The organism is Nonomuraea sp. NPDC049750, assembly GCF_040659625.1.
In the GTDB taxonomy this organism is placed as follows: Bacteria; Actinomycetota; Actinomycetes; order Streptosporangiales; family Streptosporangiaceae; genus Nonomuraea.
The window spans coordinates 483,988-506,979 of record NZ_JBFANB010000002.1 but is presented as its reverse complement, the minus strand read 5'-3'; the positions used below and the strand labels follow the sequence as shown (position 1 = coordinate 506,979).

22 protein-coding genes are annotated in these 22,992 nt (G+C 70.4%); 12 read left to right on the top strand and 10 right to left on the bottom strand.

The window, feature by feature from the left end; translation table 11 throughout:
* Nucleotides 1-37: 37 nt before the first annotated feature.
* The 4 genes from AB0J16_RS07545 to AB0J16_RS07530 are packed head-to-tail and all read right to left on the bottom strand — an operon-like array spanning nt 38 to nt 4,285.
* Nucleotides 38-1,330, bottom strand: a complete 1,293-nt coding sequence (locus AB0J16_RS07545; RefSeq protein WP_358535678.1) for a CU044_5270 family protein — start codon at nt 1,328-1,330, stop codon at nt 38-40.
* Nucleotides 1,323-1,934 (bottom strand): RNA polymerase sigma factor, encoded by a 612-nt coding sequence (locus AB0J16_RS07540; protein WP_357947452.1) that lies wholly within the window; start codon nt 1,932-1,934, stop codon nt 1,323-1,325. Before AB0J16_RS07540 ends, AB0J16_RS07545 begins: the two co-directional genes overlap by 8 nt.
* Nucleotides 1,935-1,987: 53 nt before the next feature.
* A complete protein-coding gene (locus AB0J16_RS07535) occupies nt 1,988-2,716 on the bottom strand; it encodes a class I SAM-dependent methyltransferase (RefSeq protein ID WP_358535676.1) in 729 nt (242 codons plus the stop codon).
* A 21-nt stretch (nt 2,717-2,737) separates the two neighbouring features.
* Nucleotides 2,738-4,285, bottom strand: a complete 1,548-nt coding sequence (locus AB0J16_RS07530; RefSeq protein WP_358535674.1) for an alkaline phosphatase D family protein — start codon at nt 4,283-4,285, stop codon at nt 2,738-2,740.
* Nucleotides 4,286-4,529: 244 nt separating this feature from the next.
* Here AB0J16_RS07530 and AB0J16_RS07525 point away from each other — a divergent pair, with 244 nt between their 5' ends.
* Entirely contained in the window at nt 4,530-5,807 is a 1,278-nt protein-coding gene (locus tag AB0J16_RS07525; protein WP_358535671.1) for a Glu/Leu/Phe/Val dehydrogenase, read from the top strand.
* 105 nt (nt 5,808-5,912) lie between these two features.
* Entirely contained in the window at nt 5,913-6,155 is a 243-nt protein-coding gene (locus AB0J16_RS07520) for a hypothetical protein (RefSeq protein ID WP_358535669.1), read from the top strand.
* A 189-nt stretch (nt 6,156-6,344) separates the two neighbouring features.
* On the opposite strand, the gene AB0J16_RS07515 is transcribed toward AB0J16_RS07520, so the two are convergent.
* Nucleotides 6,345-7,340, bottom strand: coding sequence for an MBL fold metallo-hydrolase (locus AB0J16_RS07515; protein WP_358535667.1), 996 nt, complete (start codon nt 7,338-7,340; stop codon nt 6,345-6,347).
* Between the two features lie 62 nt (nt 7,341-7,402).
* Between AB0J16_RS07515 and AB0J16_RS07510 the strand changes: the two genes are divergently transcribed.
* The 3 genes from AB0J16_RS07510 (at nt 7,403) to AB0J16_RS07500 (ending at nt 11,248) form a co-directional block, all read left to right on the top strand.
* Nucleotides 7,403-8,044 (top strand): TetR/AcrR family transcriptional regulator, encoded by a 642-nt coding sequence (locus AB0J16_RS07510; RefSeq protein WP_358535665.1) that lies wholly within the window; start codon nt 7,403-7,405, stop codon nt 8,042-8,044.
* A gap of 106 nt (nt 8,045-8,150) precedes the next feature.
* Entirely contained in the window at nt 8,151-10,091 is a 1,941-nt protein-coding gene (locus AB0J16_RS07505; RefSeq protein WP_358535663.1) for a heparinase II/III family protein, read from the top strand.
* Nucleotides 10,088-11,248 carry a substrate-binding domain-containing protein gene (locus AB0J16_RS07500; protein ID WP_358535661.1) on the top strand — a complete coding sequence of 387 codons (1,161 nt, stop codon included), beginning with the start codon at nt 10,088-10,090 and terminating at the stop codon, nt 11,246-11,248. The genes AB0J16_RS07505 and AB0J16_RS07500 overlap by 4 nt, the downstream gene beginning before the upstream one ends.
* 59 nt (nt 11,249-11,307) lie before the next feature.
* Here the strand turns inward: AB0J16_RS07500 and AB0J16_RS07495 are convergent, their stop codons facing one another.
* Nucleotides 11,308-13,263 (bottom strand): DUF2264 domain-containing protein, encoded by a 1,956-nt coding sequence (locus AB0J16_RS07495; protein ID WP_358535659.1) that lies wholly within the window; start codon nt 13,261-13,263, stop codon nt 11,308-11,310.
* A gap of 208 nt (nt 13,264-13,471) precedes the next feature.
* Between AB0J16_RS07495 and AB0J16_RS07490 the strand changes: the two genes are divergently transcribed.
* From AB0J16_RS07490 to AB0J16_RS07465, 6 genes are all read left to right on the top strand, one after another.
* Nucleotides 13,472-14,479 carry a hydroxyacid dehydrogenase gene (locus tag AB0J16_RS07490; protein ID WP_358535657.1) on the top strand — a complete coding sequence of 336 codons (1,008 nt, stop codon included), beginning with the start codon at nt 13,472-13,474 and terminating at the stop codon, nt 14,477-14,479.
* Between the two features lie 85 nt (nt 14,480-14,564).
* Nucleotides 14,565-15,824 (top strand): sugar ABC transporter substrate-binding protein, encoded by a 1,260-nt coding sequence (locus AB0J16_RS07485; protein ID WP_358535655.1) that lies wholly within the window; start codon nt 14,565-14,567, stop codon nt 15,822-15,824.
* A gap of 65 nt (nt 15,825-15,889) precedes the next feature.
* A complete protein-coding gene (locus AB0J16_RS07480; RefSeq protein WP_358535653.1) occupies nt 15,890-16,810 on the top strand; it encodes a sugar ABC transporter permease in 921 nt (306 codons plus the stop codon).
* Entirely contained in the window at nt 16,807-17,703 is an 897-nt protein-coding gene (locus tag AB0J16_RS07475; RefSeq protein WP_358535651.1) for a carbohydrate ABC transporter permease, read from the top strand. Before AB0J16_RS07480 ends, AB0J16_RS07475 begins: the two co-directional genes overlap by 4 nt.
* Nucleotides 17,703-18,419, top strand: coding sequence for a hypothetical protein (locus tag AB0J16_RS07470; protein ID WP_358535649.1), 717 nt, complete (start codon nt 17,703-17,705; stop codon nt 18,417-18,419). Before AB0J16_RS07475 ends, AB0J16_RS07470 begins: the two co-directional genes overlap by 1 nt.
* Before the next feature lie 52 nt (nt 18,420-18,471).
* On the top strand, nt 18,472-19,296 hold the full coding sequence (locus tag AB0J16_RS07465) for a hypothetical protein (RefSeq protein WP_358535647.1): 825 nt from the start codon (nt 18,472-18,474) through the stop codon (nt 19,294-19,296).
* A gap of 47 nt (nt 19,297-19,343) precedes the next feature.
* Here the strand turns inward: AB0J16_RS07465 and AB0J16_RS07460 are convergent, their stop codons facing one another.
* Genes AB0J16_RS07460 through AB0J16_RS07450 form a run of 3 tightly spaced genes read right to left on the bottom strand, consistent with a single transcriptional unit; the run spans nt 19,344 to nt 21,495 of the window.
* Complete coding sequence (locus AB0J16_RS07460; protein WP_358535645.1) at nt 19,344-20,231, bottom strand: Gfo/Idh/MocA family oxidoreductase; 888 nt, start codon at nt 20,229-20,231, stop codon at nt 19,344-19,346.
* A complete protein-coding gene (locus tag AB0J16_RS07455; RefSeq protein WP_358535643.1) occupies nt 20,228-21,139 on the bottom strand; it encodes an NAD-dependent epimerase/dehydratase family protein in 912 nt (303 codons plus the stop codon). Before AB0J16_RS07455 ends, AB0J16_RS07460 begins: the two co-directional genes overlap by 4 nt.
* A gap of 2 nt (nt 21,140-21,141) precedes the next feature.
* Complete coding sequence (locus AB0J16_RS07450) at nt 21,142-21,495, bottom strand: YrdB family protein (protein ID WP_358535641.1); 354 nt, start codon at nt 21,493-21,495, stop codon at nt 21,142-21,144.
* Between the two features lie 113 nt (nt 21,496-21,608).
* Here AB0J16_RS07450 and AB0J16_RS07445 point away from each other — a divergent pair, with 113 nt between their 5' ends.
* On the top strand, nt 21,609-22,310 hold the full coding sequence (locus AB0J16_RS07445) for a TetR/AcrR family transcriptional regulator (RefSeq protein WP_358535639.1): 702 nt from the start codon (nt 21,609-21,611) through the stop codon (nt 22,308-22,310).
* 82 nt (nt 22,311-22,392) lie between these two features.
* Here the strand turns inward: AB0J16_RS07445 and AB0J16_RS07440 are convergent, their stop codons facing one another.
* Nucleotides 22,393-22,992, bottom strand: coding sequence for a TetR/AcrR family transcriptional regulator (locus AB0J16_RS07440; RefSeq protein WP_225290790.1), 600 nt, complete (start codon nt 22,990-22,992; stop codon nt 22,393-22,395).

Below are 22,992 nucleotides of genomic sequence, written 5' to 3'. Positions count from 1 at the left end.
GCCCGCGCATCTACTCCGGGGCGCGGGCCGTACTGGTTCAGCCGGTCTTCGTAGGGACTGGGGCCGACGGCTCAATGGTGACCGTCGGCTCAGCGTTGGCCGAGTAGGTCGGCTCAGCGCCGGCCGAGTAGGTCGGCTCAGCGCCGACCGAGTTGCTCGGCTCAGCGCCGACCGAGTTGCTCGGCTCAGCGGTGGGCGGGACGGTCGTCTCAACAGGAGCCGGAGCGGTGGCCGTGACGGTCACCTCGACAGTGGGCGGAGCGGTCGGCTGTCCGGTGGAATCCGCAGTCGCGCCGGGTTGAGGCATGCAGGAGGAGTCCTTCTCCCCCTTACTCGCCTGCTCCGGCAGCCGGTCCGCGACGGCCACCTTCAGCTGGGCCGTCAGGGCGAGCACGCTGCCCACCGGCGCGCCGGCGGCCTTGGCGTCCACGACCGTGTGCCGCTCCCCCAGCAGCATGTGCGTGTCCCGATCGAAGATCAGCTGATCCAGGGTCCCCTCCGACTCCCTGCCCAGGGCCACCCCCTGGCGTCCAGCGGAGTCCTCGACCCCCTCTGCCACCTGCACCCCCGGGATCTCCTTGGCCGCCTCGAACAGCGCGTCACGCTGCGCCTTGGGCATGTAGGTCTCCCTGACCAGGTCCCCCGCCGCGACGAACGCCTCCCGGTCGGCCTCCCCCTTGCCGGCGACCTCCTTGCCGCCGGACCGCGCGGACTGCCGCTTGTAGAGGAAGTCCCGCATCGCCGTCGGGTCGTTCGGCAGCGTGCTGAGGTAGGCGTAGTCGGTCCGGAAGGCCGCGAGCCGGTCCGGGCAGGAGGCGAGTTGCATCCAGCTCTCCCCCTTCCACTTCTGTGCCTCCGCGGGCAGCGGCTCGCCCGGCCACGGCTTGGGCGAGAGCCCCGCGATGAGCAGCAGGCCGTCCGCGCTGGCATCAGCCGACTGCCAGATCTCGCGGTGCGTCCGGTAGAGATAGCGGGTCATCTTGCCGTTGGCCTGCGTGAACGAGCTGTACATCGTGTTGGACGCGACCATGATGAACTGCCCCGGCTTGGGCTGCAGCTCACCGTCCGACACGGCCGCCGACTGGGTGGCGGCCGACGTCGCCACCCCGATCTTCGGCTGCTGCGCCGACAGAGCCACGGCCACGCCCCCGACAAGAGCGACCGTCACCCCGAACGCGGCCGCGGCCTGCCAGCCCAGCTTCGGCAAGCGAAACCCGCGCCCCTCGCGGGCCTCTCGTAGCAACCGTTCACGCGCCTTCGCGCGGGCCTCCTGCGGGTACGGCGGAGCGGCCGGCCTCCCGTCCGCGAACATCCGGATCTCGTCATCCATGCTGGGGCTCCTCTGCGAAGGGGTCGATGCCGCCGAGAGCTCTGCGTACCTTGACGCGGAGCCGGTGCAGCCTGGACCGGACCGTGCCCACCGGCACGCCGAGCGCGAGCGCCGCGTCCTCGTACGTCAGGTCCGCCCACGCCACCAGCAGCAGCAGGTCGCGCTCCGCCGCGCTGAGCCTGGTCAGCGCCCGCGCCAGCCTGGGCTGAAGCTGCTCGGCGGTGACCCGGTCCGCGCTGCGGTCGTCGAACGAGCCCGGCCGCTCCGCGCTCACCTTCGACATCGCGTGAATGCGCCGTCGCTCCGCCCTGCGATGCTGGGCGACGACCTTGGTGGCGATGCCGTACAGCCAGGGCCTGGCGTCCGGCCACGTACGGTCATAGCGGGCCCGGACGCGGAAGGCGACCAGGAACACCTCGCCCGTCACGTCCTCGGCCGCTTCGGGACCGAGGCGCCTGGCCGCGTACCGGTGGATCTCGTCGGCGTGCCGGTCGAACAGCACCGCGAAACGTTCCGGATCAATCACCGACTGCGCGATCAGCGCCGAGTCGTCCAGCGTTTCAGGTTTCTCCTGAACACCCACCACGTGCCGGTCCTCTCTCATGCGGTCACCCTGTTGTTGACCGCACGCGGGACCTCGGTTCCACCTATTTCACGCTATTTCCATGAACTACCGTTGAGTCGCCACGCCAGGAGGCCCTCCGCGGCCCGCTGGGCCGTGAAGCCGGCCGCGTCCAGCTCGGCGTCGAGCCGCGCCCTGCCGGGCCGGTGGCTGACGCTCACCACCTCGTCCTCGCTGATCAGCACCCCGCGCTGCCTGATCTGGTAGAGGAAGCGCCACCTGACGGTCTCGCCGGCCGCCTCCAGCACCTGTCCCCAGATCTCGTACGTGTGCCTGCCGACCTGGTACGACCCCATGCGCTCGAGCTCGCCCGGGACGGCGGGAGGCGGTTCGCGGTGGTTGAACACCAGCAGCCCGCCGGGTTCGAGCTGCCTGGCCAGGACCTCCCAGAGCCGCTCCCGCTCGGCGGCGTCGAAGCCGTGCAGGACCGAGATCATCACGATGGCCTCGACCGGCTCGTCGACCTCCACGTCGAGCGCGCCGCACGGCAGGACGGTCACGCGGGACAGCAGGTCGGCGCGCTCGGCCAGGCGGGAGACCAGGACCGAGCGCATGCCGAGCGACGGTTCGACGGCATAGATCTCCGCCGGCGTCTCCCACGCGATCAGCTCGGTGATCAGGCCGGTGCCGGCCCCGATCTCCATGATGCTCCGACCGATGCCGCTGAGCAGCGGCGGAAGGAGCCGGCGTACTTCCGGGACGTGCCCGTCCTCGTGCCACAGGTCGTAGAAGGGCACGGCGACGGAGTACTGGTCATGGTACACAAAAGCCAACGATAACCGTTTTCACGGAATCCGTACAGAATCGATGTGCTTGACCGTGTCACCGGATGATTCGTACCAGTCCAGTTCGCCAGGGAGGGTCAGCGTGGCCACGGCGTTCTGGAACCACGGCCCGGCGATGACCTCCCAGCGGAACGGCGGGCGCGGAATGCGGGCCAGCCGCGCCAGCAGCCCGCCGACCAGCGTGGCCAGGCCGAACTGGCTGAACACGTTGGCCCAGCGCAGCACCGGGCTGAGCGGGTTGCGGATCGGCGAGCAGACGACCTGGTAGATCGGCCGGCCGTTGACCTTGGCCAGGTAGGAGTAGTGCACGTCGCCGGACAGGACCAGCACCGGCTTGCCGACCTCGACCAGCAGCCGGGCCAGATCCTCGAACGAGCGGCGGAAGGCCGCCCAGTGCTCCAGGTCGATCGCCTGCCGGAACCGCTCCGAGAGCCGCGCGACTAACCGGCCCCACTTGCCGTCGCACAGCGCCTCGTTCCAGTTCTGTACGAAGTGCACGCCTTCCGGCAGCAGGAACGGGATCGACGAGCCGATGACCAGCCGCTCGGCCGGCTTGGCGACCTCTTCCCGCAGCCAGGCCCATTCGACCGGGTCGAGCATCCGCCGGTCGCCCGGGGTGAGCTGCCTGGCGCAGCGGGTGTCGACCATGATCAGGCGGGTGTCGCCGAGTTCGCGGGAGTAGCTCCACCGGTTGCTGCTCGGGTCGGCGTCGGCCCGCTCGGCGAAGGCGTCGAGCGCGTCGCCGCCCTCGCCCTTCAGCAGGCCGGCCAGCAGCGCGTCGTCCGCCCGCTCGGCCGGCGACAGGTTGCCGAGGTGCTGGTAGACCCAGTAGGCGCCGAGCCCGGCGATCACCCGGCGCTTCCACCAGGAGGTCGCGGCCATCTGCTCGCGCCACGTCTGTGAGGTGTTCCAGTCGTCGCGCAGGTCGTGGTCATCGAAGATCATCGCGGTGGGCACGGTGGACAGCGCCCACCGGATCTCCGGCTCGGTCCACGCCTGGCGGTAGAGCTCGGCGTACTCCTCGAAGTCGGCGATCTCCTTCTGCGGCTCGCTGTTCCGGCGCGCGGCGATGAACTCCAGCATCTCGGGCGACGGGTTGTCGGCGTAGACCTGGTCGCCGAGGAGCAGCAGCAGGTCCGGCCACTCCTCGGGGCCGGCGTCCTTGAGGTGCGAGCCGTAGGTGCGCAGCACGTCCTCGCCGTGGGTCAGGACGTACGTGCCTTCGTGGGGCACGCTCGTACGGCAGGAGCCGAACGCCAGCCGGCTCGGCCCCTCCGCCGGGAACAACCTGATCCGACTGGGTGGCCAGCCTTCCAGCGGCCAGACCCGCTCTTCCCCTATCTTGACCACGTAGGAGTCGACGTCCTCGGTCAGGCCGAGCAGATCGACGATCGCGTAGTGGTGTCCGTGGACGGTGAACGTGGACGAGGTGAAGGCCCGGCCCGCGGCTTCCACGGTGACCACGCCGGGTTCGCCGACCTCCACCCAGATCGAGGCGCTGGCTGAATCGACGTAACGCAGCATGGGCCCGACGACCAGTGCGGGCATCAGTCCCCCAGATTCGACAGTTCGGCACACTTGCCGGGGCAAGCCTGCCAGAGTGGCGCGTTTGCAGCATCCCGCTCAGCGCATGTAATTGATGACAGCAGATCGCCTTGGATACGGCAATCCGAAAACCGTAGGCGGCGATAAACGCCGCGCTCTAGGATGATCGTGACACGAACGCCCAAACAAGGCAGGCAATGGCGCCTGTCCTACGTACCGGGCGTAGACAACAGGAGGACTCCCTTCCATGACCGTCATGGTGCCGTCAAGGACGCCGGCCCTGATCACACCTGGCCGCCAGGCTCTCGACTCGGCTCTCCACCAGCTGGACCAAGCCGCCGAACATCTCCGGCTCGACGCCGGGCTCCGCACGATGCTCGCCACGCCGCGCCGCTCGCTGACCGTCTCGGTCCCCGTGCGCCGCGAGGACGGGCGCATGGACGTCGTACAAGGCTTCCGGGTCCAGCACAACGTCTCACGCGGGCCCGCCAAGGGCGGCCTCCGCTTCCACCCCAGCACCGACATCCATGAGGTCACCGCGCTGGCGATGTGGATGACGTGGAAGTGCGCGCTGGTCGGCATCCCGTACGGCGGCGCCAAGGGCGGCGTGGCCGTGGACCCGACCGAGCTCACCCAGCGCGAGCTGGAGCGCGTGACCCGCCGCTACGTCAACGAGATCCTGCCGATGATCGGCCCGGAGAAGGACATCCCGGCCCCTGACGTCGGCACCGACGAGCAGACCATGGCCTGGATCATGGACACCTACAGCGTCAACACCGGCTACTCGGTGCCCGGTGTGGTCACCGGCAAGCCGCTGACGCTGGGCGGCTCGCTCGGCCGGACCGGCTCGACCGCGCGCGGCGTCCAGATCGCCGCCATGTGCGCGCTCGGCCGCTCGCCCGAGGGCGTGACGGTGGCCGTACAGGGGTTCGGCAAGGTGGGCGCCCCGGCCGCGCAGTACTTTTCCGACGCCGGCTGCACGGTGGTCGCCGTGTCCGACGCGACGGGCGCGGTGTACGCCCCCGGCGGGCTCGACATCGCCGACCTGCGCGCCTGGGCCGCCGAGTCGGGCGGCGTGTCCGGCTACCGCCACGCGGACGCCCTGGACCACGCCGAGCTGTTCGAGCTGGACGTGGACGTGCTGGTGCCCGCGGCCCTGGAGGGGGCGATCACCGCCGAGAACGCGCCGCGCATCCGCGCCCGCCTGATCGTGGAGGGCGCCAACGGGCCCACCACGCCGGAGGCGGACGAGATCCTGGCCGCGGGCGGCACGATCGTGGTGCCCGACATCCTGGCCAACGCGGGCGGGGTGATCGTGTCGTACCTGGAGTGGGTGCAGAACATGCAGGCCTACTCCTGGAGCGGCAGCGAGGTGGAGCTGAAGCTGCGCGAGCTGATGGAGGGCGCCTACGCCGAGGTGCGTTCGCTGGCCACGGCCCGCGACCTCACCCTGCGGCAGGCGGCGCACGTCATCGGCGTCGGCCGGGTGGCGGAGGCGCACCAGATGCGCGGCCTCTACCCGTGACGGCCTGCCCGTGACGGCCTGCCCGTGACGGCCTGAACTTTAGTAGGCCCTGAGATAGCCCTAGGTTCGATGCCCGTGCCTCCACCGGCCCGCCATGGTGGAGGCATGAGGGGATTTCTGGGCGTGATCGCGGTCATTCAGGGGTTGGGCGGATTCGTGGCGCGAGTCTTCTTCGACACCGAATGGGGTCTGCTGCACAGGTTGTTCGACATCCCGACCCCCGTGTACCTCGCGGTCGCGGCAGCCGGCGTCGCCCTGCTCATCTGGAGCGACCAGGACAAAACCCCCCAGAGGGACACCAGCGACGACGGCCCTTCTCCCTCGCCCCCGACGAAACCCCAGCCATAGCGGCCCCCGAAGGGGCATCCCCGTAGGAACACCAGCGACATCGGACGCGTTCTGTCCCACCCCCCGAAGGGGGTACCTCCCCTAAGAACACCCACCGCATCGGACGCGTTCCATCTCACCCCCGAAGGGGGTACCTCCCAGAAGGACATCAGCCACCACAGACCGTCACAGAGATCGAGACCATGGCGGTCACAGACCCTCATAGAGACGGTAGGTGGCCAGGATGTTCAGCCGGTGCAGGTCACGACAGAGCTGAAGCATGCCGGCCTGCGCCAGTTCCCGTGGCACCGCGTAGGCCGTGAGCGCCGCCGACAGCGCCGGGTCCAGCCGCTCCGCCCACGGGTCCGAGCAGGCGGCGAACGTCTCCTCCAGGCTTCGCCCGGCCGCCACGCTCGCGGCGACCTCGTCGTGGAGCACCTCCAGGTAGCCGACGAGCGCGTCGATGGCCGCGTGCCCGTCACCCATCGGCCCATGACCCGGCACGATCGTGTCCAGCTCGGGCAGCGCCTCACGCATCCGGCGCAGTGAGGCCAGGTAGGGCTCGGGTCCGCCCTGCAACAGCATGTGCGCGGTGCCCGCGTGGCAGAGGAAGTTGCCGGTCCACGCGGTGCGGGTGTCGGGGACGTACACGACGGTGTCGCCGGGGCCGTTGCCCGGCCCGAAGTGGTGCAGCTGGACCAGCCGCCCGCCCAGGTCGATCTCGGCGTAGGAGTCGAACACCACGTCCGGGCTACGCCACCGGCTCACCTCGTCGAGCAGCCCGCCGTCGCCGTACATGTTGGCGGACCTGATCTCCTTCTCGTACGCGAGGTCGGACATCTCGTTCTTGTTCCGCCGCGACGAGACGACGACCACCTCCGCGGGGAACGCGGCGTTCCCGAACGTGTGGTCGCCGTGATACGTCGTGTTGACCAGGTAGCGCACCGGCTTGGCCGTCAGCTCGGCGGCGAGGCGCTGGATCTGGTGGGAGATCGCGGGCGTGATGCCCGCGTCGACCACCAGCGCGGCGTCGCGGCCGGCGATGAGGCCGTTGTTGTCCTTGGGCGGGATGCCGGCCATCAGCGCGTACACACCGTCGGCGAAGGCGTGCGGAGCCAGCTCCAGGCCGACCGGCGACAGGTTGGGCCCGCCGTATCCCTCGGGCCGCTCGGCGATCTCGCGTTCCGGAATTCTGGACTTGGACATCTTCTGCTCCTCTCGGCTGCTGCTAAAATAATAGAACACTCGATTATTTTGCAAGTGATTGGATGGCCCTTGTGGAGATGACGACAGGCCGGCGCGGCCCGGGCCGCCCGCCCAAGGCCGAGGCGGGAGACACCAAGGCGGCCCTGCTCGACGCCGCGTTGCGGCTGTTCGCGCGGCACGGCTACGCGGGCACCTCGATCAGGGCGATCGCCCGCGAGGTGGGGCTGAGCGAGAGCGTCCTGTACGCGCACTTCCCCGGCAAGCAGGCGATCTACGAAGCGGCGATGTCCCTGGCCGGGCCGCAGGTGGCACTGGTCGCCCTGGGCGGCGAGGGCCCCGGCGACGACCCGGCGGAGTTCGTCCGCGCGTTCGCCGACCGCGTGCTGGCCGCTTGGGACACGCCGCAGGCCAGGCAGAGCATCAGCCTGGTCTCCCGCGACGGGCTGATCCACGACGAGATGCTCGGCCTGGGCATCGAGCGGGCGCTGGCGGGCTTGGCGGAGGTGTTCGCGCGCTGGCTGGCCGAGGGGCGGGTGCGCGACGATCTGGGGTCGCCGGACGATCTCGCGTACTCGCTGCTGGGCCCGATAGCGCACGCCCGCGTGCTGTGGCTGCATGACGGGGCCACGCCGGAGCAGCGCGCGCTGGCCCGGCGGCGGATGACGGCGCACGCCGCCCTGTTCGCCCGCGCGATCACGCGCTAGTGCAGGTCGGGGCCGCGCGTTTCGATCAGTTTCTCGACGAATGCCCATTTGATTCAACTTCGATCACTTTCGATCGCTACTATGAGGGGTGTCGGCGAGGAGGATCATGACGAACACTGCGACCGGACCCGCGGTCGGGCGGACGGAGAGCGGCCCGGCGGGCCGGACGACCGGTCCCCTGCTCGCCGCTTGGGGGGCCGCCATGCTGCCGGACGCCCTGGCCGGCAGCCTGCTACCGCCCGAAAAGGCGCTGCCGATCCCGGCCGCAGGGGATGGCGTCTGGGATCGGAGCGCGGAGTCCGGCGCCCTGCTCGCCGTCCGTGAGCGGGCGGAGGCGGAGCTGGGCACGCCCTGGCCGCAGCCGCTGGCATCGCAGTACGCGCGGTACTTCCGGGACGGCAACCGCACCCGCTACGAGAGCCAGGTGTTCGAGCGCCAGGACCGCCTGACCCGGACGGTGCTCATGGCGCTGGCGAGCGGCGCGGACGAGTGGCTGGAGGAGGCCGCCGACGGGATCGTCCAGCTGTGCGAGCAGAGTTCGTGGTGCTGGCCGGCGCACGAGGACACGTGCCGGCCCCGGGGGACGGTCCTGCCCGATGTGGCCACGCCCTGCCTCGACCTCGGCGCCGCCGATGTCGCCGCCCAGCTGGCCTGGGCCGACCAGGTGCTCGGGGACCGGCTGGCCGAGCGCTTCCCGGGGTTGCGGGAGCGGGTGCGGGCGGAGGTGCGCGCGCGGGTGCTCGCCCCGTTCGTCCAGCGGCGCGACTGGCACTGGCTGGGGCTGGACGGCGATCCGAGCAACTGGTGCCCGTGGATCTGCGGCAACGTGCTCGTCGCCGCGCTGCGCCTGACCGAGGCGGGGCAGGAGCGGGCGTGCCAGGTCGCCCTGGCCGTGGCGGGCATCGATCGTTACCTGGCGGCGCTGCCAGATGACGGCTCCGTCGACGAGGGCTACGAATACTGGTGGAACGGGGCATGCCGCGCGCTCGAGGCGCTCGACGTCCTGGAGCACGCCACGGCGGGACGGCTCGACGCATCGGAGATCCAGGTCGTGCGGGAAACGGTCCGGTTCCCCCACCGCATGCATCTGGGCGGGCCGTGGTATCTCAACCTCGCCGACGCGCGGGCTCGGCCGCCTGCTGACCAGCCGTGGCAAGTGCCGCACCGCTGGGCTCGCCGGCTCGGCGTGCACGACGCCCGCCGGCACGCGGAGTCGCAGCGTGCGGCCGGGATTTCCGCCGCCGCCGAACTCGGGCGGGCGCTCCGCGAGCTGGTCGACGTGGAGTGGCAGAGCGCCGGGCCCGGCGAGCCGCCGCTGGTCGCCGGGGTCTGGTTGCCGGGGACGCAGATCGGCCTCGCACGGGCGGCCGGCGGGACGGCGCGCGGTCTCACGCTCGCGATCAAGGGCGGGCACAACGGGGAGCACCACAACCACAACGACGTCGGGTCCGTCGTCGTCGCCGTGGACGGGGTTCCCGTACTGGTCGACGCGGGACGGCCGACGTACACGGCGCAGACGTTCGGGCCGGACCGCTATGCGATCTGGACGATGCGGAGCGACTGGCACAACGTCCCCGAGATACGGGGTGCGCCACAGGGGCAGGGGCGCCGGTTCCGCGCCCGTGACGTCGAGGTGGTGGACGAGCCCGGCCGCTTCGAGGCGCGGCTGGACCTGGCCGCCGCCTATCCCGTACCCGAGCTGGAGCGGTGGTGGCGGACGGCGGCGCTCGACCGGCGCGATTCACGCGTGACGATCGGGGACTCCTGGAGCTTCACCGGTGACGGCGACCCGAATGTGCTGCACTTCCTGCTGAACGGGCAGGTGGAGCAGCCGTCCGCCGGGCAGGCCGTCATCCGGCCGCCGGGCGGCGCGCGGGCCGTGCTCCTCGCGTGGGACCCCGGGGTCGCGACGGCCGCGTTCACCGTCCGCACGGTGGCGGACCCCATGCTCTCCACGGTGTGGGGCGACCGCCTGACCAGGCTGGAGCTGCGTCTGCCCGGTACGGCGCGGGGTGCTTTCGAGGTTCGCATGGGAGTGTGGGAATGAGCGTGTCCGATTCGCCGGGTCCGCTGCCGGACGAGCGTCGCGCCCAGGTGGTGGAGCTGCTGCGCCGGCGCGGCGTCGTGCGCGTCGGCGACCTGGCGGCCGAGCTGGACGTCTCGGTCATCACCATCCGGCGCGACATCGCGCTGCTCTCGTCCCAGGGGCTGATCCGCCGGGTTCGCGGCGGAGCCGTGCTTCACGGCGGGCCGGTGGCCGACACGCTCGCCAGCGGGGAAACGGAGGATTCGCCGGGCCCGCAGCCGGGATCACGGCCGGGACCCGACGCGGCCGACGCCGAGCGGGCGCAGGTCACGATCGGCATGGTGGTGCCGTCGCTGAACTACTACTGGCCCGACGTGATCCGCGGCGTCCGCGAGGCCGCCGCGGCATCCGGCGCGCGCGTCGTCCTGCGTGGCGCCACCTACCGGGCCACCGACGAGCGCCGCCACCTGTCCCGGCTGATCGAATCGGCGGGCATGGACGGCCTGCTGGTCGCGCCCACCACGACCGGCGACGACGGGCAGGCGCTGGTGCGATGGCTGCAGGAGGCCGACATGCCCGTGGTGCTCATCGAGCGCACCGCCGCCTCCGGCCCCTACCACGAGGCGATGGAGTCGGTGGTCAGCGATCACGCGCTGGGGGCCGGCATGGCCGTACGGCACCTGGTCGAGCTCGGTCACCGGCGGATCGGACTGATCACCACCGCACAGAGCCCGACGAGCCCGCACGTGCGGCACGGCTGGCGGCAGGCGTGCGAGGAGTTCGGCCTGCCGCTGGAGGGTCTGCCGGACGTCAGCACGGTCGATCAGTTGGATCCCGAGTGGCCCAAGGCGCTCGAGAGCGTGATCGACCAGTGCGTCGAATCCGGGACGACGGCGCTGCTCGTCCACTCCGACCCGGAGGCGATCAACCTGGTCGAGCGCTGCCAGGAGCGCGGCATCCGGGTGCCCGGCGATCTCGCCATCGTGGCCTACGACGACGAGGTGGCCGAGCTGTGCGACCCGCCGCTGACCGCTGTCCGGCCGCCCAAGATGGCCATCGGGCGGGCGGCCTTCGGGCTGCTCGCGGCGCGGCTGGCCGACCCGGATCCGGAGCGGCCCACCCACCGCGTCGTCGTCGAGCCCACCCTGATCGTGCGCTCCTCCTCGATGTCACAGTGACCCACCGATGTCACACACCGCCGAACGGCGTCATAGCGGCCCGCGTCCGCCGAACGGCGTCATAGGAGCGGCGTGCCCGGCCCGCTGAGCGCGCCGGCAGTGTCCAGGAGGTCCTCCGTCCCGTCCGGCCAGGCCACGCGGGCGAGCGCCGGGCCGTCCCAGGACAGGACCGGCGCCCGGTCCGGCTCCTGCCCGCCGAGGAACACCGCCACGTCGTACCACGTGTCCGGCAGCGCCGGGGTGGCGGTGGCGCACCAGGGGACCAGCGTCCAAGGGGCCAGCGGCGAGGAGTTCTCGGCGGCGACCGCGCCGCGCAGGTCCAGCCCCGGACCCGCGATGACGCGGGAGTGCATGGTGCCGTTCGACACGGCGGCCCCATCGTCCTGGACGGATTCGGAAGCCGGCAGCGGCCATCCACCGACGCGCAGCCGGCCACGCTCCACGGCCGTGGCCGGCAGCCGGACCAGGCGCATCTCCCAAGGACCGCGCACCGCGGAGATCAGGTCGATCCACGGCCCGAGGCGTACCGTCCCGGCCTGCCCGTAGCCGTGGTCCGGGCGCCCGCTCTCAGGGGTGACCCAGTGGGCCTGCCAGCGCGAGGCCCCGATCACCGTACCGGAGGGGAGGCGGTCGAGCAGGAGCGTGTCGAATCCCGTGCGATGGCTGGGCCGCCCGCCCTCGTCGAGGAGCACGACCGACTGGTCGAGGGGGTCGGCGGCGTGCTCACCGGCGAGCACGGGCGAGGTGGCGGTCGAGTAGCCCAGCCGCGCGTACAGGGGCGAGTCGGTCAGGTGCGTCCCGGGATGGGAGTGGTCGGTGCCGTGGTTGACCACCCGCACGACGCCGTCGGCACGGGTGCCGCTGACCAGCCAGCCGGGAGCGCGGACGACGCGCTGGTAGTCGCCGGACTCGACCGGCAGCGGCTCCTCGACGGCCGTCCACACCGGGTGGTCAGCGGGCAGGGACAGGCCGAAGAAGCCCTTGGCCGCCCAGTACGGCGAGCCTGGCCCGGAGTAGGACTGGGCGAGCGGCGGCCAGGCTCTGTGCCAGCCCGGGGTGAGGACTCCGTTCTCGTCCGGCGCTCCGCGTTCGGTGAAGTGGCGGGCGATGCCGGAGGCGGCACGGCGCAGCAATCCTGGGGCGGGTGTCGCCGTCCCGGCGCGGGCGCCGACCCAGAATTGGGTGGCGGCGGCGAACCGGTAGATCAGGCTGCGTCCCTGGACGAGAGGGGATCCGTCGGCGCCGACGAGGTGGACGGCGTCGCCCAGGTAACGTTCGAGCCACTCCAGGTAGAGCGGTCGCCGCGAGTCCGCCGCCGGATCCCCGGCTGCCATCTCGCTCCACATCAGCGGGTAGAACTGCAGCGCCCATCCGGCGTAGTGGTCGTAGGCGCGTTCGGCACCGTCGGCGTACCAGCCGTTCTCCCTGGCGAAGCCGTCGGTGAAGGCGAGCCCCTCCTCGATGTCCTTGCGCTCGAAGGGGCCGCCGACGGAGGCGAGGAACTGCTCGACCACGATCTGGAACCAGATCCAGTTGATCGGCGGGTAGTCCGCGCCGACCGCGGGCGCGAGGTAGTCGACGACCTGCTCACGCACGATCGGGTCGAGCCGGTCCCACAGCCACGGTTTCGTCAGGTGGAGCACCAGCGCGATGGACGCGGCCTCGACCTTCGCCTGGTCATGCTCGTCGAGGCGCACCCAGCGCTCGGGTGAGCGGGGATCCGTCCCGGTGGCGAGGCCCTGCGCGTACCACTCCATCAGGCCCAGCGGATCGCGCCCGCCCTCCCCTGCCACCCGGAATCCGGCGGCCAGGAACGTGCGCGCGAACCCCTCCAGCGCGTCGACGTCGGGCCCGTAACCGCCCGGCGGGCCGGGGAAGGAGACGCGCGCGTGCGAGGCCGACGCGTACCGCCTGGCGGACAGGAGGAGATGGTCGGCGAGTGCCGCCCAGTGGTTCCGGGTCCATCCGGTGTGGGGCGAGAGCCGCAGGTCGTCGAACTCCCGCAGCATGAGCATGGATCCCCCTGGTCGTGATCGCGTGAGTGTGTCCCGGAGTTAACGCCAAGGGTTCGTCCCGCGTCAAGGCGCATCACTCGACTTCATCCGATAACGATCAATATCGGTCACATAACGTGATCGATCCGATTAACAAGGTATTGACGTGATTGAAATGATCGGACATGCTCGGCGGCACTGGTAAGCGCTTGCCGCCGAAAGGATCCTGGTGAGAAGACCCCCTGCTCTGCTGGTCATGGACCCAGCGAAGTTCAGCGTGCAGTTTCAGGAGGCGCAGCTTCGCCGGTTGCACGATCTGGTCGAGCTGGGAGAGCCGATCGTGACCGCCGACCTCGACGCGCCCTCCGTGCGCCGCCGGCTGCGCGACGTCGAGGTGCTGGTGACCTCCTGGGGCTGCCCACCGCTGACGACCGAGAGGCTGGCCGACGCGCCGCGGCTGCGGGCCATATTCCACTGCGCGGGAACGGTGCGTACGTTCGTCACCGACGAGGTCTGGCGACGCGGGATCCTCGTCACCAACGCCGCGGACGAGAACGCGATCCCGGTGGCCGAGTTCACTCTGGCCGCGGTCATCTTCGCCGGGAAGAAGGTCCCCTTCCTCGCCCAGGACGCGCGCAGGCACCGCGCTGACTGGTCCTTCGCCACCGGCCGTGGCGAGCTGACCAACCGCGGACGCACGATCGGCGTCATCGGCTTCTCGCGCGTGGGCCGCCGGGTGGTCGAACGGCTCCGCAGCCTGGAGGTGGACGTCCTCGTCGCCGATCCCTATGCCGACCCGGCCGAGGTCAGCGCGGCGGGCGCCCGGCTGCTCCCGTTGCCCGAGCTGCTACCGCGCTGTGACGTGCTCACCCTGCACGTCCCGGAACTGCCGTCCACCCATCACCTCATCGGAGCGGCCGAACTCGCCCTCCTGCGTGACGGGACGACCCTCATCAACACCGCGCGCGGCTCCGTCCTGGACACCACCGCCCTGGAGCGGGAGTGCGCCCAGGGCCGGCTCGACGCGATCCTCGACGTCACCGACCCGGAACCGTTGCCGAGCACTTCACCGCTGTACGACCTGCCCAACGTCATGATCACCCCCCACATCGCCGGATCTCTGGGATCGGAGACCCGGCGGATGAGTGAGAGCGCGCTCGACGAGCTCGAACGCTACCTGTCCGGTCAGCCGCCCCGTGCGGCCGTGACCTCCGACGAGTTCATGGTGAGCGCCTGAGCCCTGAGACCGGCTCGCAAGAAAGGAGACCGGACCAATGATCGCTTCGAACACGCCAGGAAGGGCCGGAGTGCGACGCCACCTTATGAAGACCTTGGGAGTCGCGGCAGCGCTCGCGCTCGCCGTCACCGCTTGCGGCGGCTCCGCCCAGCCCGCGAGCGGCGGCAGCGGCGGGAAGGTCACGCTGACCGTCACGGTGTGGAACCTCGCCAAGACCCCCGAGTTCAAGGCGCTCTTCGACGCCTTCGAGCAGGCGAATCCCACCATCAAGATCCAGCCGGTGGACATCCTCGCCGACGACTACGCCGACAAGGTCACCACGATGCTCGCCGGTGGCGACGACACCGACGTGATCACGATGAAGAACGTCACGGACTACTCGCGCTACTCCAGCCGCGGGCAGCTCCTCGACGTCACCGACCTGGCCAAGTCGGCCGACACCGCGAAGCTGGCGGGCCTGGACGCCTTCAAGGTCAGCGACAAGTACTTCGCGCTGCCGTACCGGCAGGACTTCTGGCTGCTGTACTACAACAAGACGTACTTCGACAAGGCAGGCGTCAAGGCTCCGGCCGCCCTCACCTGGGACGAATACGCCAAGCTCGCGCAGCGGCTCACGAAGACCGAGGGCGGCAAGAAGGTCTACGGCACCTACCAGCACACCTGGCGGTCCGTGGTGCAGGCCGTCTCGGCGGCCCAGACGGGCGGCGACCAGCTCAGTGGCGACTACTCCTTCTTCGCCGACCAGTACGCGGTAGCGCTCGGTCTGCAGAAGACCGGCGCGGCCCTCGACTTCGGCACCGCCACCGCGCAGAAGTCGGACTACCGGACCATGTTCGAGACCGGGGCGACGGCCATGATGCCCATGGGCACGTGGTACATCTCCGGCATCCTGGAGGCCAAGGCCAGCGGCAAGACCGACGTCGACTGGGCGCTGGCCCCGATGCCGCAGCGCCCCGGCGGCTCAGGCGTGACGACCTTCGGCTCGCCGACGGCTTTCGCCGTCAACAAGAAGGCCGAGCATGCCGACGCGGCCAAGAAGTTCGTGCAGTTCGCCGCCGGCAAGGCTGGCGCAGAAGCCATCACCAAGGTGGGCGTGGTGCCGGCGCTGCAGAGTTCGGAGATCACCGACACCTACTTCTCGATCAAGGGCATGCCCACCGACGAGGTGTCCAAGAAGGCGTTCTCGCCGGACAAGGTGGTGCTGGAGATGCCGGTCAACGAGCACTCCTCCGACATCGACACGATCCTCAGGGAGGAGCACGAGCTCATCATGGTCGGCGACAAATCGGCCGCCGACGGCATCCGCTCGATGAACGAGCGGGTCAAGAGCGAAGTGCTCAACTAGGGACCGGACCGCGGGCCCGGAGGTGTCCGGGCCCGCACAATCCGGAGGAGTCGAGAAGGACGGCCATGGCTCACGTTGCAACACAACCGGCGCCCACCGCCCCGCCTCACCGGCGACGGGCCTGGCGCGGCATCCTCATCGGGTGGAGCTTCATCCTCCCGAACTTCGTCGGCTTCGCCCTGTTCACGCTCGTCCCTATGGTCGCGGCGTTCGCCCTGGCGTTCCTGGACTGGGACTCCTACAGCACCCCGGAATGGGTGGGGCTGGACAACTTCCGGCGGCTGTTGTCCGACGAGAACTTCCACGTCGCCCTGCGTAACACTCTCTATTACGCGCTCGGCCATATTCCGCTGACGCTGGCCGCCGCGCTCGGCCTGGCGATCGCGCTCAACCGGAAGCTGCGCGGGGTGGCGTTCTTCCGCACCGTGGCGTTCTTCCCCTACATCACCTCGCTGGTCGCCGTGGCCATTGTGTGGAACATGCTCTTCAACCCGACGGCGGGACCGATCAACCAGCTCCTCGAAGCGCTCGGCGTCGCGCACCCGCCCAGGTGGGTGGCCAGCACGGACTGGGCGATGCCGGCCGTGATCGTCACCAGCGTGTGGCGAGACATGGGCTACTACATGGTGCTCTACCTGGCCGGCCTGCAGACGATCCCTGTGGAGTACTACGAGGCCGCGCGGGTGGACGGCGCCAACGCCTGGCAGCGGTTCTGGGGCATCACCCTGCCGTGCCTGCGGCCCACGACGTTCTTCGTCCTCGTCATGCTGACGATCCAGAGCTTCAAGGTCCTCGACCTCATCGTGGTCATGACCGACGGCGGCCCGGGCCGCAGCACGCTGGTGCTGGCCCAGCTCATCTACCGGGAGGGCATCACCGAGGGCAAGTTCGGCTACTCGTCGGCGATCGCCCTGGTGCTGTTCGTCATCGTACTGACCGTCACCGTCGTCCAGTTCCGTATCAACGAGCGGAGGAGCGCCCGATGACCGCACTGCACGATGCTCCCCCGGCCGCCACCCAGCGGCGCCCGCCGGCGGCAGCCGAGGACGGGGACCGCGCCGGCGGGAGCCCGCTCCGCAGGGCGCTGGCCTACCTCACGCTCGCCGTGCTCGCCGTGCTGGTGCTCGTGCCGTTCGCCTGGATGGTGTCGTCCGCGCTGAAGCGCGACAACGAGGTCTTCGCCGTGCCCATCCAGTGGATCCCCCAGGAACTACGCTGGTCGAACTTCGTGGAGATCTGGGGACGCATCCCATTGCTGACCTACCTGGGCAACTCGGCGTTCCTGTCCGTGACGATCACGCTGCTGCAGCTGCTCACCGGGAGCTTCGCGGCCTACGGGTTCGCCAAGGTGCGCTTTCCGGGCCGGGACGTGCTGTTCGTCGCCTACATCGCCACCATCGCCGTGCCATGGCAGGCGTACATGGTGCCGCAGTACATCATGATGCAGAAGGCAGATCTGACGAACACCTATTGGGCGATCATCCTGCTGCAGGCGTTCGGCGCGTTCGGGGTGTTCCTCATGCGCCAGTACTACATGTCCATCCCGGACGAGCTGTGCGAAGCGGCCCGGATCGACGGGCTGAGTGAGTACGGCATCTACTGGCGGATCATCCTGCCGCTGTCCAAACCGGCGCTCGCCAGCCTGGCCCTGCTCACCTTCGTCAACACGTGGAACGACTACATGGGGCCGTTCATCTACCTGACGAGCAACGAACTGTGGACCGTACAGCTCGGCCTGCGCTCCTTCGTCGGGCAGTACGACGCCGAGTACGCGATGATGATGACCGGGGCGGTGCTGTCGGTGCTGCCGATCCTGGTCATCTTCCTGCTGGGGCAGCGCTACTTCATCCGCGGCATCGCGACGAGCGGGCTGAAGTGATGAGCGGGCACGGGCCCGGCGCGGCGGTGCGGAGCCTGCTCCGACCGGCCGGACAGGCGACCTATGAGAAGGCCTTCGGCACCGTTTACGTCGGCCTCATGACGAACATCCTGCTCGCCGTCGCCTGCGCGCCGCTCCTGGCGGCGCTCGCGGTCGTCCGGGACCCGCTGGCGTCGTGGCCGTTCTTCGTCGCGCTGTCGTCGCTGTGCGCGCCCGCGCTGACCGGGGCGTTCAGCTGCTTCGCCGCACTGGGCGATGGCTCGATCGCCGTCTTCCGTACGTTCTGGGACGGTTACCGCCGCGGCGGCGTCCGCGCGCTCGCCGTCTGGGCGGCCGGCGCCGTTGCCGTGAGCGTGCTGGCTCTGGACGCCGTCGTGGTCGCGCGCACCGCCTGGGGACCGGCGTTCGCGCCGTTCTTCGCCACGGCGGCGGCGCTGGTGGTGGCCGTGGTCGTGGCCTCGCTCGTGCTGCTGGCCGAGCCGCGGCGCGAGCCCCCGCGGCTGCGGGACCTCGTGCGTCCCAGCCTCTACCTGGTGGCGCGGCGCTGGTACCTGGCCGCCATCAGCCTCGCCGTGCTCGTCCTGGCCGTGGCCGTCATCCTGGTCAAGCCGGTGATCGGCGTCCTGGTGCTGTGCTCACCCCTGTTGTACGTCGCGTGGGCCACGATCAGGTTCGTCGTCGCTCCGCTCCTGGCGCCTTCTGCGAACCTTCGGTAAACCTTGATGGCGCAGGTCAGGGCAGTGATCATCGGCGGCTTAGAGTGTATGGGTGCTCAGGATGGTGCTGTCTTTGACCCTGCTCGACCCGACCGGCCTCGCGGAGGTCCCCCAGCGATCGGTACCTCCGCGCAGGGTGCTGACACCAGACGGTGACCGCCTGGGGTACGCGCCGGTCGCCCGTCCCTACACCGGCGCACAGCGGCTCATCGGGGTGCTGCTCGGGCGTGATCCGATCAGCGGAACGACCGTGCTGTGCGGGGGCACGGTGATCAGGTCGCGCAGCCGCAGCCTGGTGCTGACGGCCGCGCACTGCCTCTACCACGACGGCCGGCCGCTGCGGCAGGTGGCCTTCCTGCCCGGGTTCGACCAGGGCCGACCGCCGTTCGGTGTCTGGCCGGCCGTGCGGACCTGGGTGCCCGATCAGTGGCGGGGCCGGCCGTACTCCGCCGAGTTGCTGCCGTACGACGTCGGGCTGGTCGGGGTGATGCGGCGCGGCGGCACGCTGGAGGACGCGACCGGGCCCGGACTTCGCCCGATGGCCACCCGCAGGGGTACGTCGCTGCGCGGGCTCGACCTGCTCGGCTACCCGGCGGGGCGGCGGTATCCCGGCACCCGGATGTACCACTGCTTGGGGGACGCCAAGGAGGCCACCACCCAGGGGCCGGGCGTCCTGGTGACCCAGAACTGCCACGCCCCGTCCGGCGGCAGCGGCGGTCCGGCCGTGTACGGGCAGGAGGTGGCGGGTGTCGTGTCGTCCTCCAGCCCGATGAGTGACGCGGCCGGGTTCACCGTGCTGGCCCGGCTCGGCGGCCGGCCGTTCAGCCGGCTGCTGGCCGGCGCCGACACCTGGATGCGCCGCAGGCAGAGCTCATAACGGCGGCCCGGCACAGGCCGCGCTCGTCACGGCGGCCCGGGGGCCGGTCATGAGGCGTTCGCGACGATGTCCTCGCAGATGGCGTGGCTGATCAGCGCGTCGTCCGCGCTGATCGTGCGGCCGTCGCGGACCGCGGTGAGGAACTCCAGGCAGATGCGCTCGATGCCGCGCTGCCGCGCGACCGGGACCCAGTCGGGCCGCCTGGTGAGCGTCTCGCCGCCCGCGTAGTCGATCACGTCGCCCAGGTTGACCACCCGGCGCTTGACGCCGTCGCCCATGACCTCGCAGGTCTCCTCCGTGGCCCCGCTGACGCGGTTCATGAGGCCGATGGCGGTGAAGCCGTCGCCGGACAACTCCAGCACGATGTGCTCGATCAGCCCGTCCTGGACGCGGGTCCTGATCCGGGTCCCGGTGACCTCGCCGGGCGCGAGGAAGCGGAGCGTGTCGACCACATGAATGAAGTCATCAAATATCGCCCGCCGAGGCGCGTCGGGGTGATTCTCGCGATTCTTCGCCATGAGCACGAGGTGCCGAGGGAGGGCGAGAAGTCCGGTGTATCCGGGGGCGTACCGGCGGTTGAAGCCGACCATCAGCGAGCGCCTCTTCGCCTTCGCCAGCCGTACGAGAGCCTCGCAGTCGGCCAGGTTGTCGGCGATCGGCTTGTCCACGTAGACGTGCGCCCCGGCGTCGAGCAGCGGCTCGACGATCTCGCGGTGGGCCCCGGTGGCGGCGTGCACGAACGCGACCTCGACCCCGCTCTTGATCACGTCATCCACCGAAGTGGACCGGGCGGCGATCCGGTAGGTATCGCCGAGCCGGTCCAGGGTCTTGCTGTTGCGTGTGCAGAGGTGCAGGTCGAGGCCCGGCTGGGCGGCGAGTACGGGCAGGTACGCCTTCTCCGCGATGTCGCCCAGGCCGATCATGGCTGTTTTCACGCCTTGAGCGTAGCCGCGAGCGCCTGGTCGATAGGCGTGGGCGCGACACCGAATGTCCGCTGGAAGGCCGAGGAGTCGAGCACGTACGGCGCGGTGAACTGGTAGCGGACGTGCTTCAGCTCCCTGACCATCGGCGAGAACAGACCCATCGCCTGGACCAGCGGCCACGGCAGCGTGGCCAGCTTGGGCGCGGGCCGCCCCTCGATGGCCGCCATCCGCTCACCGATCTGGCGGAAGCTGAGCGGGTCGCTGGTGGGCACGTGCCACGGCCGCCCCCAGGCCCGCTCGTCGGTGCCCGCGACGATCAGCGCGTCGGCCACGTCGGGCAGGTACGTCCAGCTGTGCGGAATGTCGGCCGGGAACACCAGCTGGATGGTCCTGCCCGCCCTGAACGGCACGAGGAACCGCCCGCCCAGATGCGACTGGTCGGTGGCGCCGGGGCCGAAGTAGTCGGAGCCGCGTACCTCGGTCGTCCGGATCCGGCCCGCCTTGTGCGCGGCCAGCGCGTCGTTCCAGATCTTCGCCCGCACCTGAGCCTTCGGGGTGGCCGAGGCGAGCGGCAGGTCCTCGGTCATCGGGCCCTTGACCGGGCCGTAGGGGTAGAGGTTGCCCAGGATGACCAGCACCGCGCCCGTGGCCTCCGCGGTGCCGAGGAACGACTCGGCCATCGGCGGCCAGTCGGTCAGCCAGCGGTGGTACTGCGGGTTGACGCAGTTGTAGAGGACATCGGCGCCCTTGGCGACCTCCGTCAGCCGTGCCATGTCGGCGACGTCGGCCGCCACCTTGTGGACCCCGGCGGGGCCGCTGCCCGAGCGGGTCACCACGGTGACCTCGTGCCCCTGGGCCAGGAGCTTGGTGGCCAGATGCGTGCCGACCTGACCGGAACCCACGACGACGTGCTTACCCATGATCAGACCTGCTTCCAGACGATGCGGAGGACCGCGTTGAGGACGAAGAGCGCCGCGAAGACGGCGGCCGGTGCGACCCGGCCCGCGGCGTAGAGCGCCAGGGCGCCGCCGCCGAACCAGAGGATCTCCAGGGCGACCCTGGCCAGGCCGGTCAGCGGGAACGTGGCGTTGGCACCGCCGCCCGCACCGAACAGGGCCCAGGCGGCGATGAACAGCGCCACCCCGCCGAGCCCGGCGAGGAGCTTGATCGCCCAGTTGGGGCTCACCGTGAAGCCCCAGTACCCCACGGAGACCAGGACACCCAGCTCCAGGAAGAACATCAGAGCCAGGTTGGCTCCCTTGGCGATGCTCAGCATCTCAACCTCCGCGTGACTGCCGTTCGCTTACAAGAGCAATGCTCTCTCATTAGAGCGCCAGCCGTCAAGAGCAGTGCTCTCGTTTTTTCGCAGTGCTCTGCTATGGTCGGAACATGACTGCGAGCCGTACCGCGAGAGAACGTGTCAGGGCCGAGCTGACCAAAGAGATCACCGACATCGCCCGTCGCCAGCTGGCCACCGAGGGAGCGGGCGGCCTGTCCCTGCGCGCGGTGGCCCGCGAGATGGGCATGGTCTCGTCGGCCATCTACCGCTATTTCCCCAGCCGCGATGACCTGCTTACCGCGCTGATCATCGACGGCTACAACGCGCTCGGCGCGGCGGTGGAGCGCGCCGACGAGAGCAACCCGCCCGGCGACTTCGCGGGGCGCTGGCTGGCCGTCTGCCATGCCGTACGCGACTGGGCGCTGGCCCATCCGCACGAGTACACGCTGTTGTACGGCTCCCCCGTGCCCGGCTACCAGGCGCCGGAGGAGACGATCACGGCCAGGCTGCGCGATGTGGCGGTGTTCGGCCGGATCATCGCGCAGGCGTACGACGCGGGCGCGCTGGCCCCGCCCGACCTCGCCCGGCCCGCCCCCGCCGCGCTGTCTGCGGACGCGGCGAACCTGCGCCAGATCATGCCCGGGGTCCCCGACGACCTGATCTTCCGTGGCATCACCGCGTGGACCGGCCTGTACGGCTGGGTCAACTTCGAGGTGTTCGGCCAGTTCGAGAACACGATCGACGACAGGCGTGGGAGCTTCGAGCAGTCGGTGCGTACGTTGGGCGCGCTGCTGGGCCTCAAGCCCGCGTGAACGATTGGCTTGCCTGCCGGAGCCAGGTCCGGGTGAACGCTTTGCCTGCCCGCCTGCCCGCCTGCTCGCCTGCCTGCTGGGCTCAGGCTCGGGTGAAGAGCGGGACCATGACCTCGTCGGCGATCTGCACGAGGAGCTCGTCCGGGATGGGCAGGCCCTGGAAGAGGAAGTGCTGCCGGAGCAGCGCCTGACCGGCGTCGAGCCGGCGCGGGGTCACGTCCTCGGGGGCGACCTCACCGCGCTCGACCGCCCGGCGGACGATCTCCCGCATCAGCCGCCTGCCGGTGCCCTGCGAGTTCTCCCGGAACGTGGCGGCCCGCGACTCATCGCCCAGCGCCTCACTGAGCAGCCCGCGCATCGCCTCACCCGCGGGACCGGCCAGCGCCTCGGCCGTCCGCCGCAACGCCGCCAGTATGTCGCCGCGCAGGCTGCCCGTGTCGGGGACGGACAGCGCGTCGGGCAGCACGTGATAGACGGCGTCCATGACCAGCTCGATGCGGGTGGGCCAGCGCCGGTAGAGCGAGGCCTTACTGGCCTTGGCCCGCTCGGCGACGCGCTCCATGGTCAGCCGGGCGTAGCCGACCTCGGCGAGTTCGGCGAGGGTCGCCTGATAGATGGCGACGTTGAGCGCCTCGCCGCGACGCCGCGGCAGCTTGCGGTGGTCGGTGACCATGACAGGCAT

Coding starts and splice junctions, on each gene's coding strand:
- AB0J16_RS07440 (WP_225290790.1), bottom strand. CDS start 22,992: ATGCCTGTCATGGTCACCGACCACCGCAAGCTGCCGCGGCGTCGCGGC.
- AB0J16_RS07510 (WP_358535665.1), top strand. CDS start 7,403: ATGGCCCTTGTGGAGATGACGACAGGCCGGCGCGGCCCGGGCCGCCCG.
- AB0J16_RS07455 (WP_358535643.1), bottom strand. CDS start 21,139: ATGGGTAAGCACGTCGTCGTGGGTTCCGGTCAGGTCGGCACGCATCTG.
- AB0J16_RS07515 (WP_358535667.1), bottom strand. CDS start 7,340: ATGTCCAAGTCCAGAATTCCGGAACGCGAGATCGCCGAGCGGCCCGAG.
- AB0J16_RS07485 (WP_358535655.1), top strand. CDS start 14,565: ATGAAGACCTTGGGAGTCGCGGCAGCGCTCGCGCTCGCCGTCACCGCT.
- AB0J16_RS07495 (WP_358535659.1), bottom strand. CDS start 13,263: ATGCTCATGCTGCGGGAGTTCGACGACCTGCGGCTCTCGCCCCACACC.
- AB0J16_RS07480 (WP_358535653.1), top strand. CDS start 15,890: ATGGCTCACGTTGCAACACAACCGGCGCCCACCGCCCCGCCTCACCGG.
- AB0J16_RS07445 (WP_358535639.1), top strand. CDS start 21,609: ATGACTGCGAGCCGTACCGCGAGAGAACGTGTCAGGGCCGAGCTGACC.
- AB0J16_RS07500 (WP_358535661.1), top strand. CDS start 10,088: ATGAGCGTGTCCGATTCGCCGGGTCCGCTGCCGGACGAGCGTCGCGCC.
- AB0J16_RS07525 (WP_358535671.1), top strand. CDS start 4,530: ATGACCGTCATGGTGCCGTCAAGGACGCCGGCCCTGATCACACCTGGC.
- AB0J16_RS07450 (WP_358535641.1), bottom strand. CDS start 21,495: ATGCTGAGCATCGCCAAGGGAGCCAACCTGGCTCTGATGTTCTTCCTG.
- AB0J16_RS07470 (WP_358535649.1), top strand. CDS start 17,703: ATGAGCGGGCACGGGCCCGGCGCGGCGGTGCGGAGCCTGCTCCGACCG.
- AB0J16_RS07545 (WP_358535678.1), bottom strand. CDS start 1,330: ATGGATGACGAGATCCGGATGTTCGCGGACGGGAGGCCGGCCGCTCCG.
- AB0J16_RS07520 (WP_358535669.1), top strand. CDS start 5,913: ATGAGGGGATTTCTGGGCGTGATCGCGGTCATTCAGGGGTTGGGCGGA.
- AB0J16_RS07530 (WP_358535674.1), bottom strand. CDS start 4,285: ATGCCCGCACTGGTCGTCGGGCCCATGCTGCGTTACGTCGATTCAGCC.
- AB0J16_RS07505 (WP_358535663.1), top strand. CDS start 8,151: ATGACGAACACTGCGACCGGACCCGCGGTCGGGCGGACGGAGAGCGGC.
- AB0J16_RS07475 (WP_358535651.1), top strand. CDS start 16,807: ATGACCGCACTGCACGATGCTCCCCCGGCCGCCACCCAGCGGCGCCCG.
- AB0J16_RS07540 (WP_357947452.1), bottom strand. CDS start 1,934: ATGAGAGAGGACCGGCACGTGGTGGGTGTTCAGGAGAAACCTGAAACG.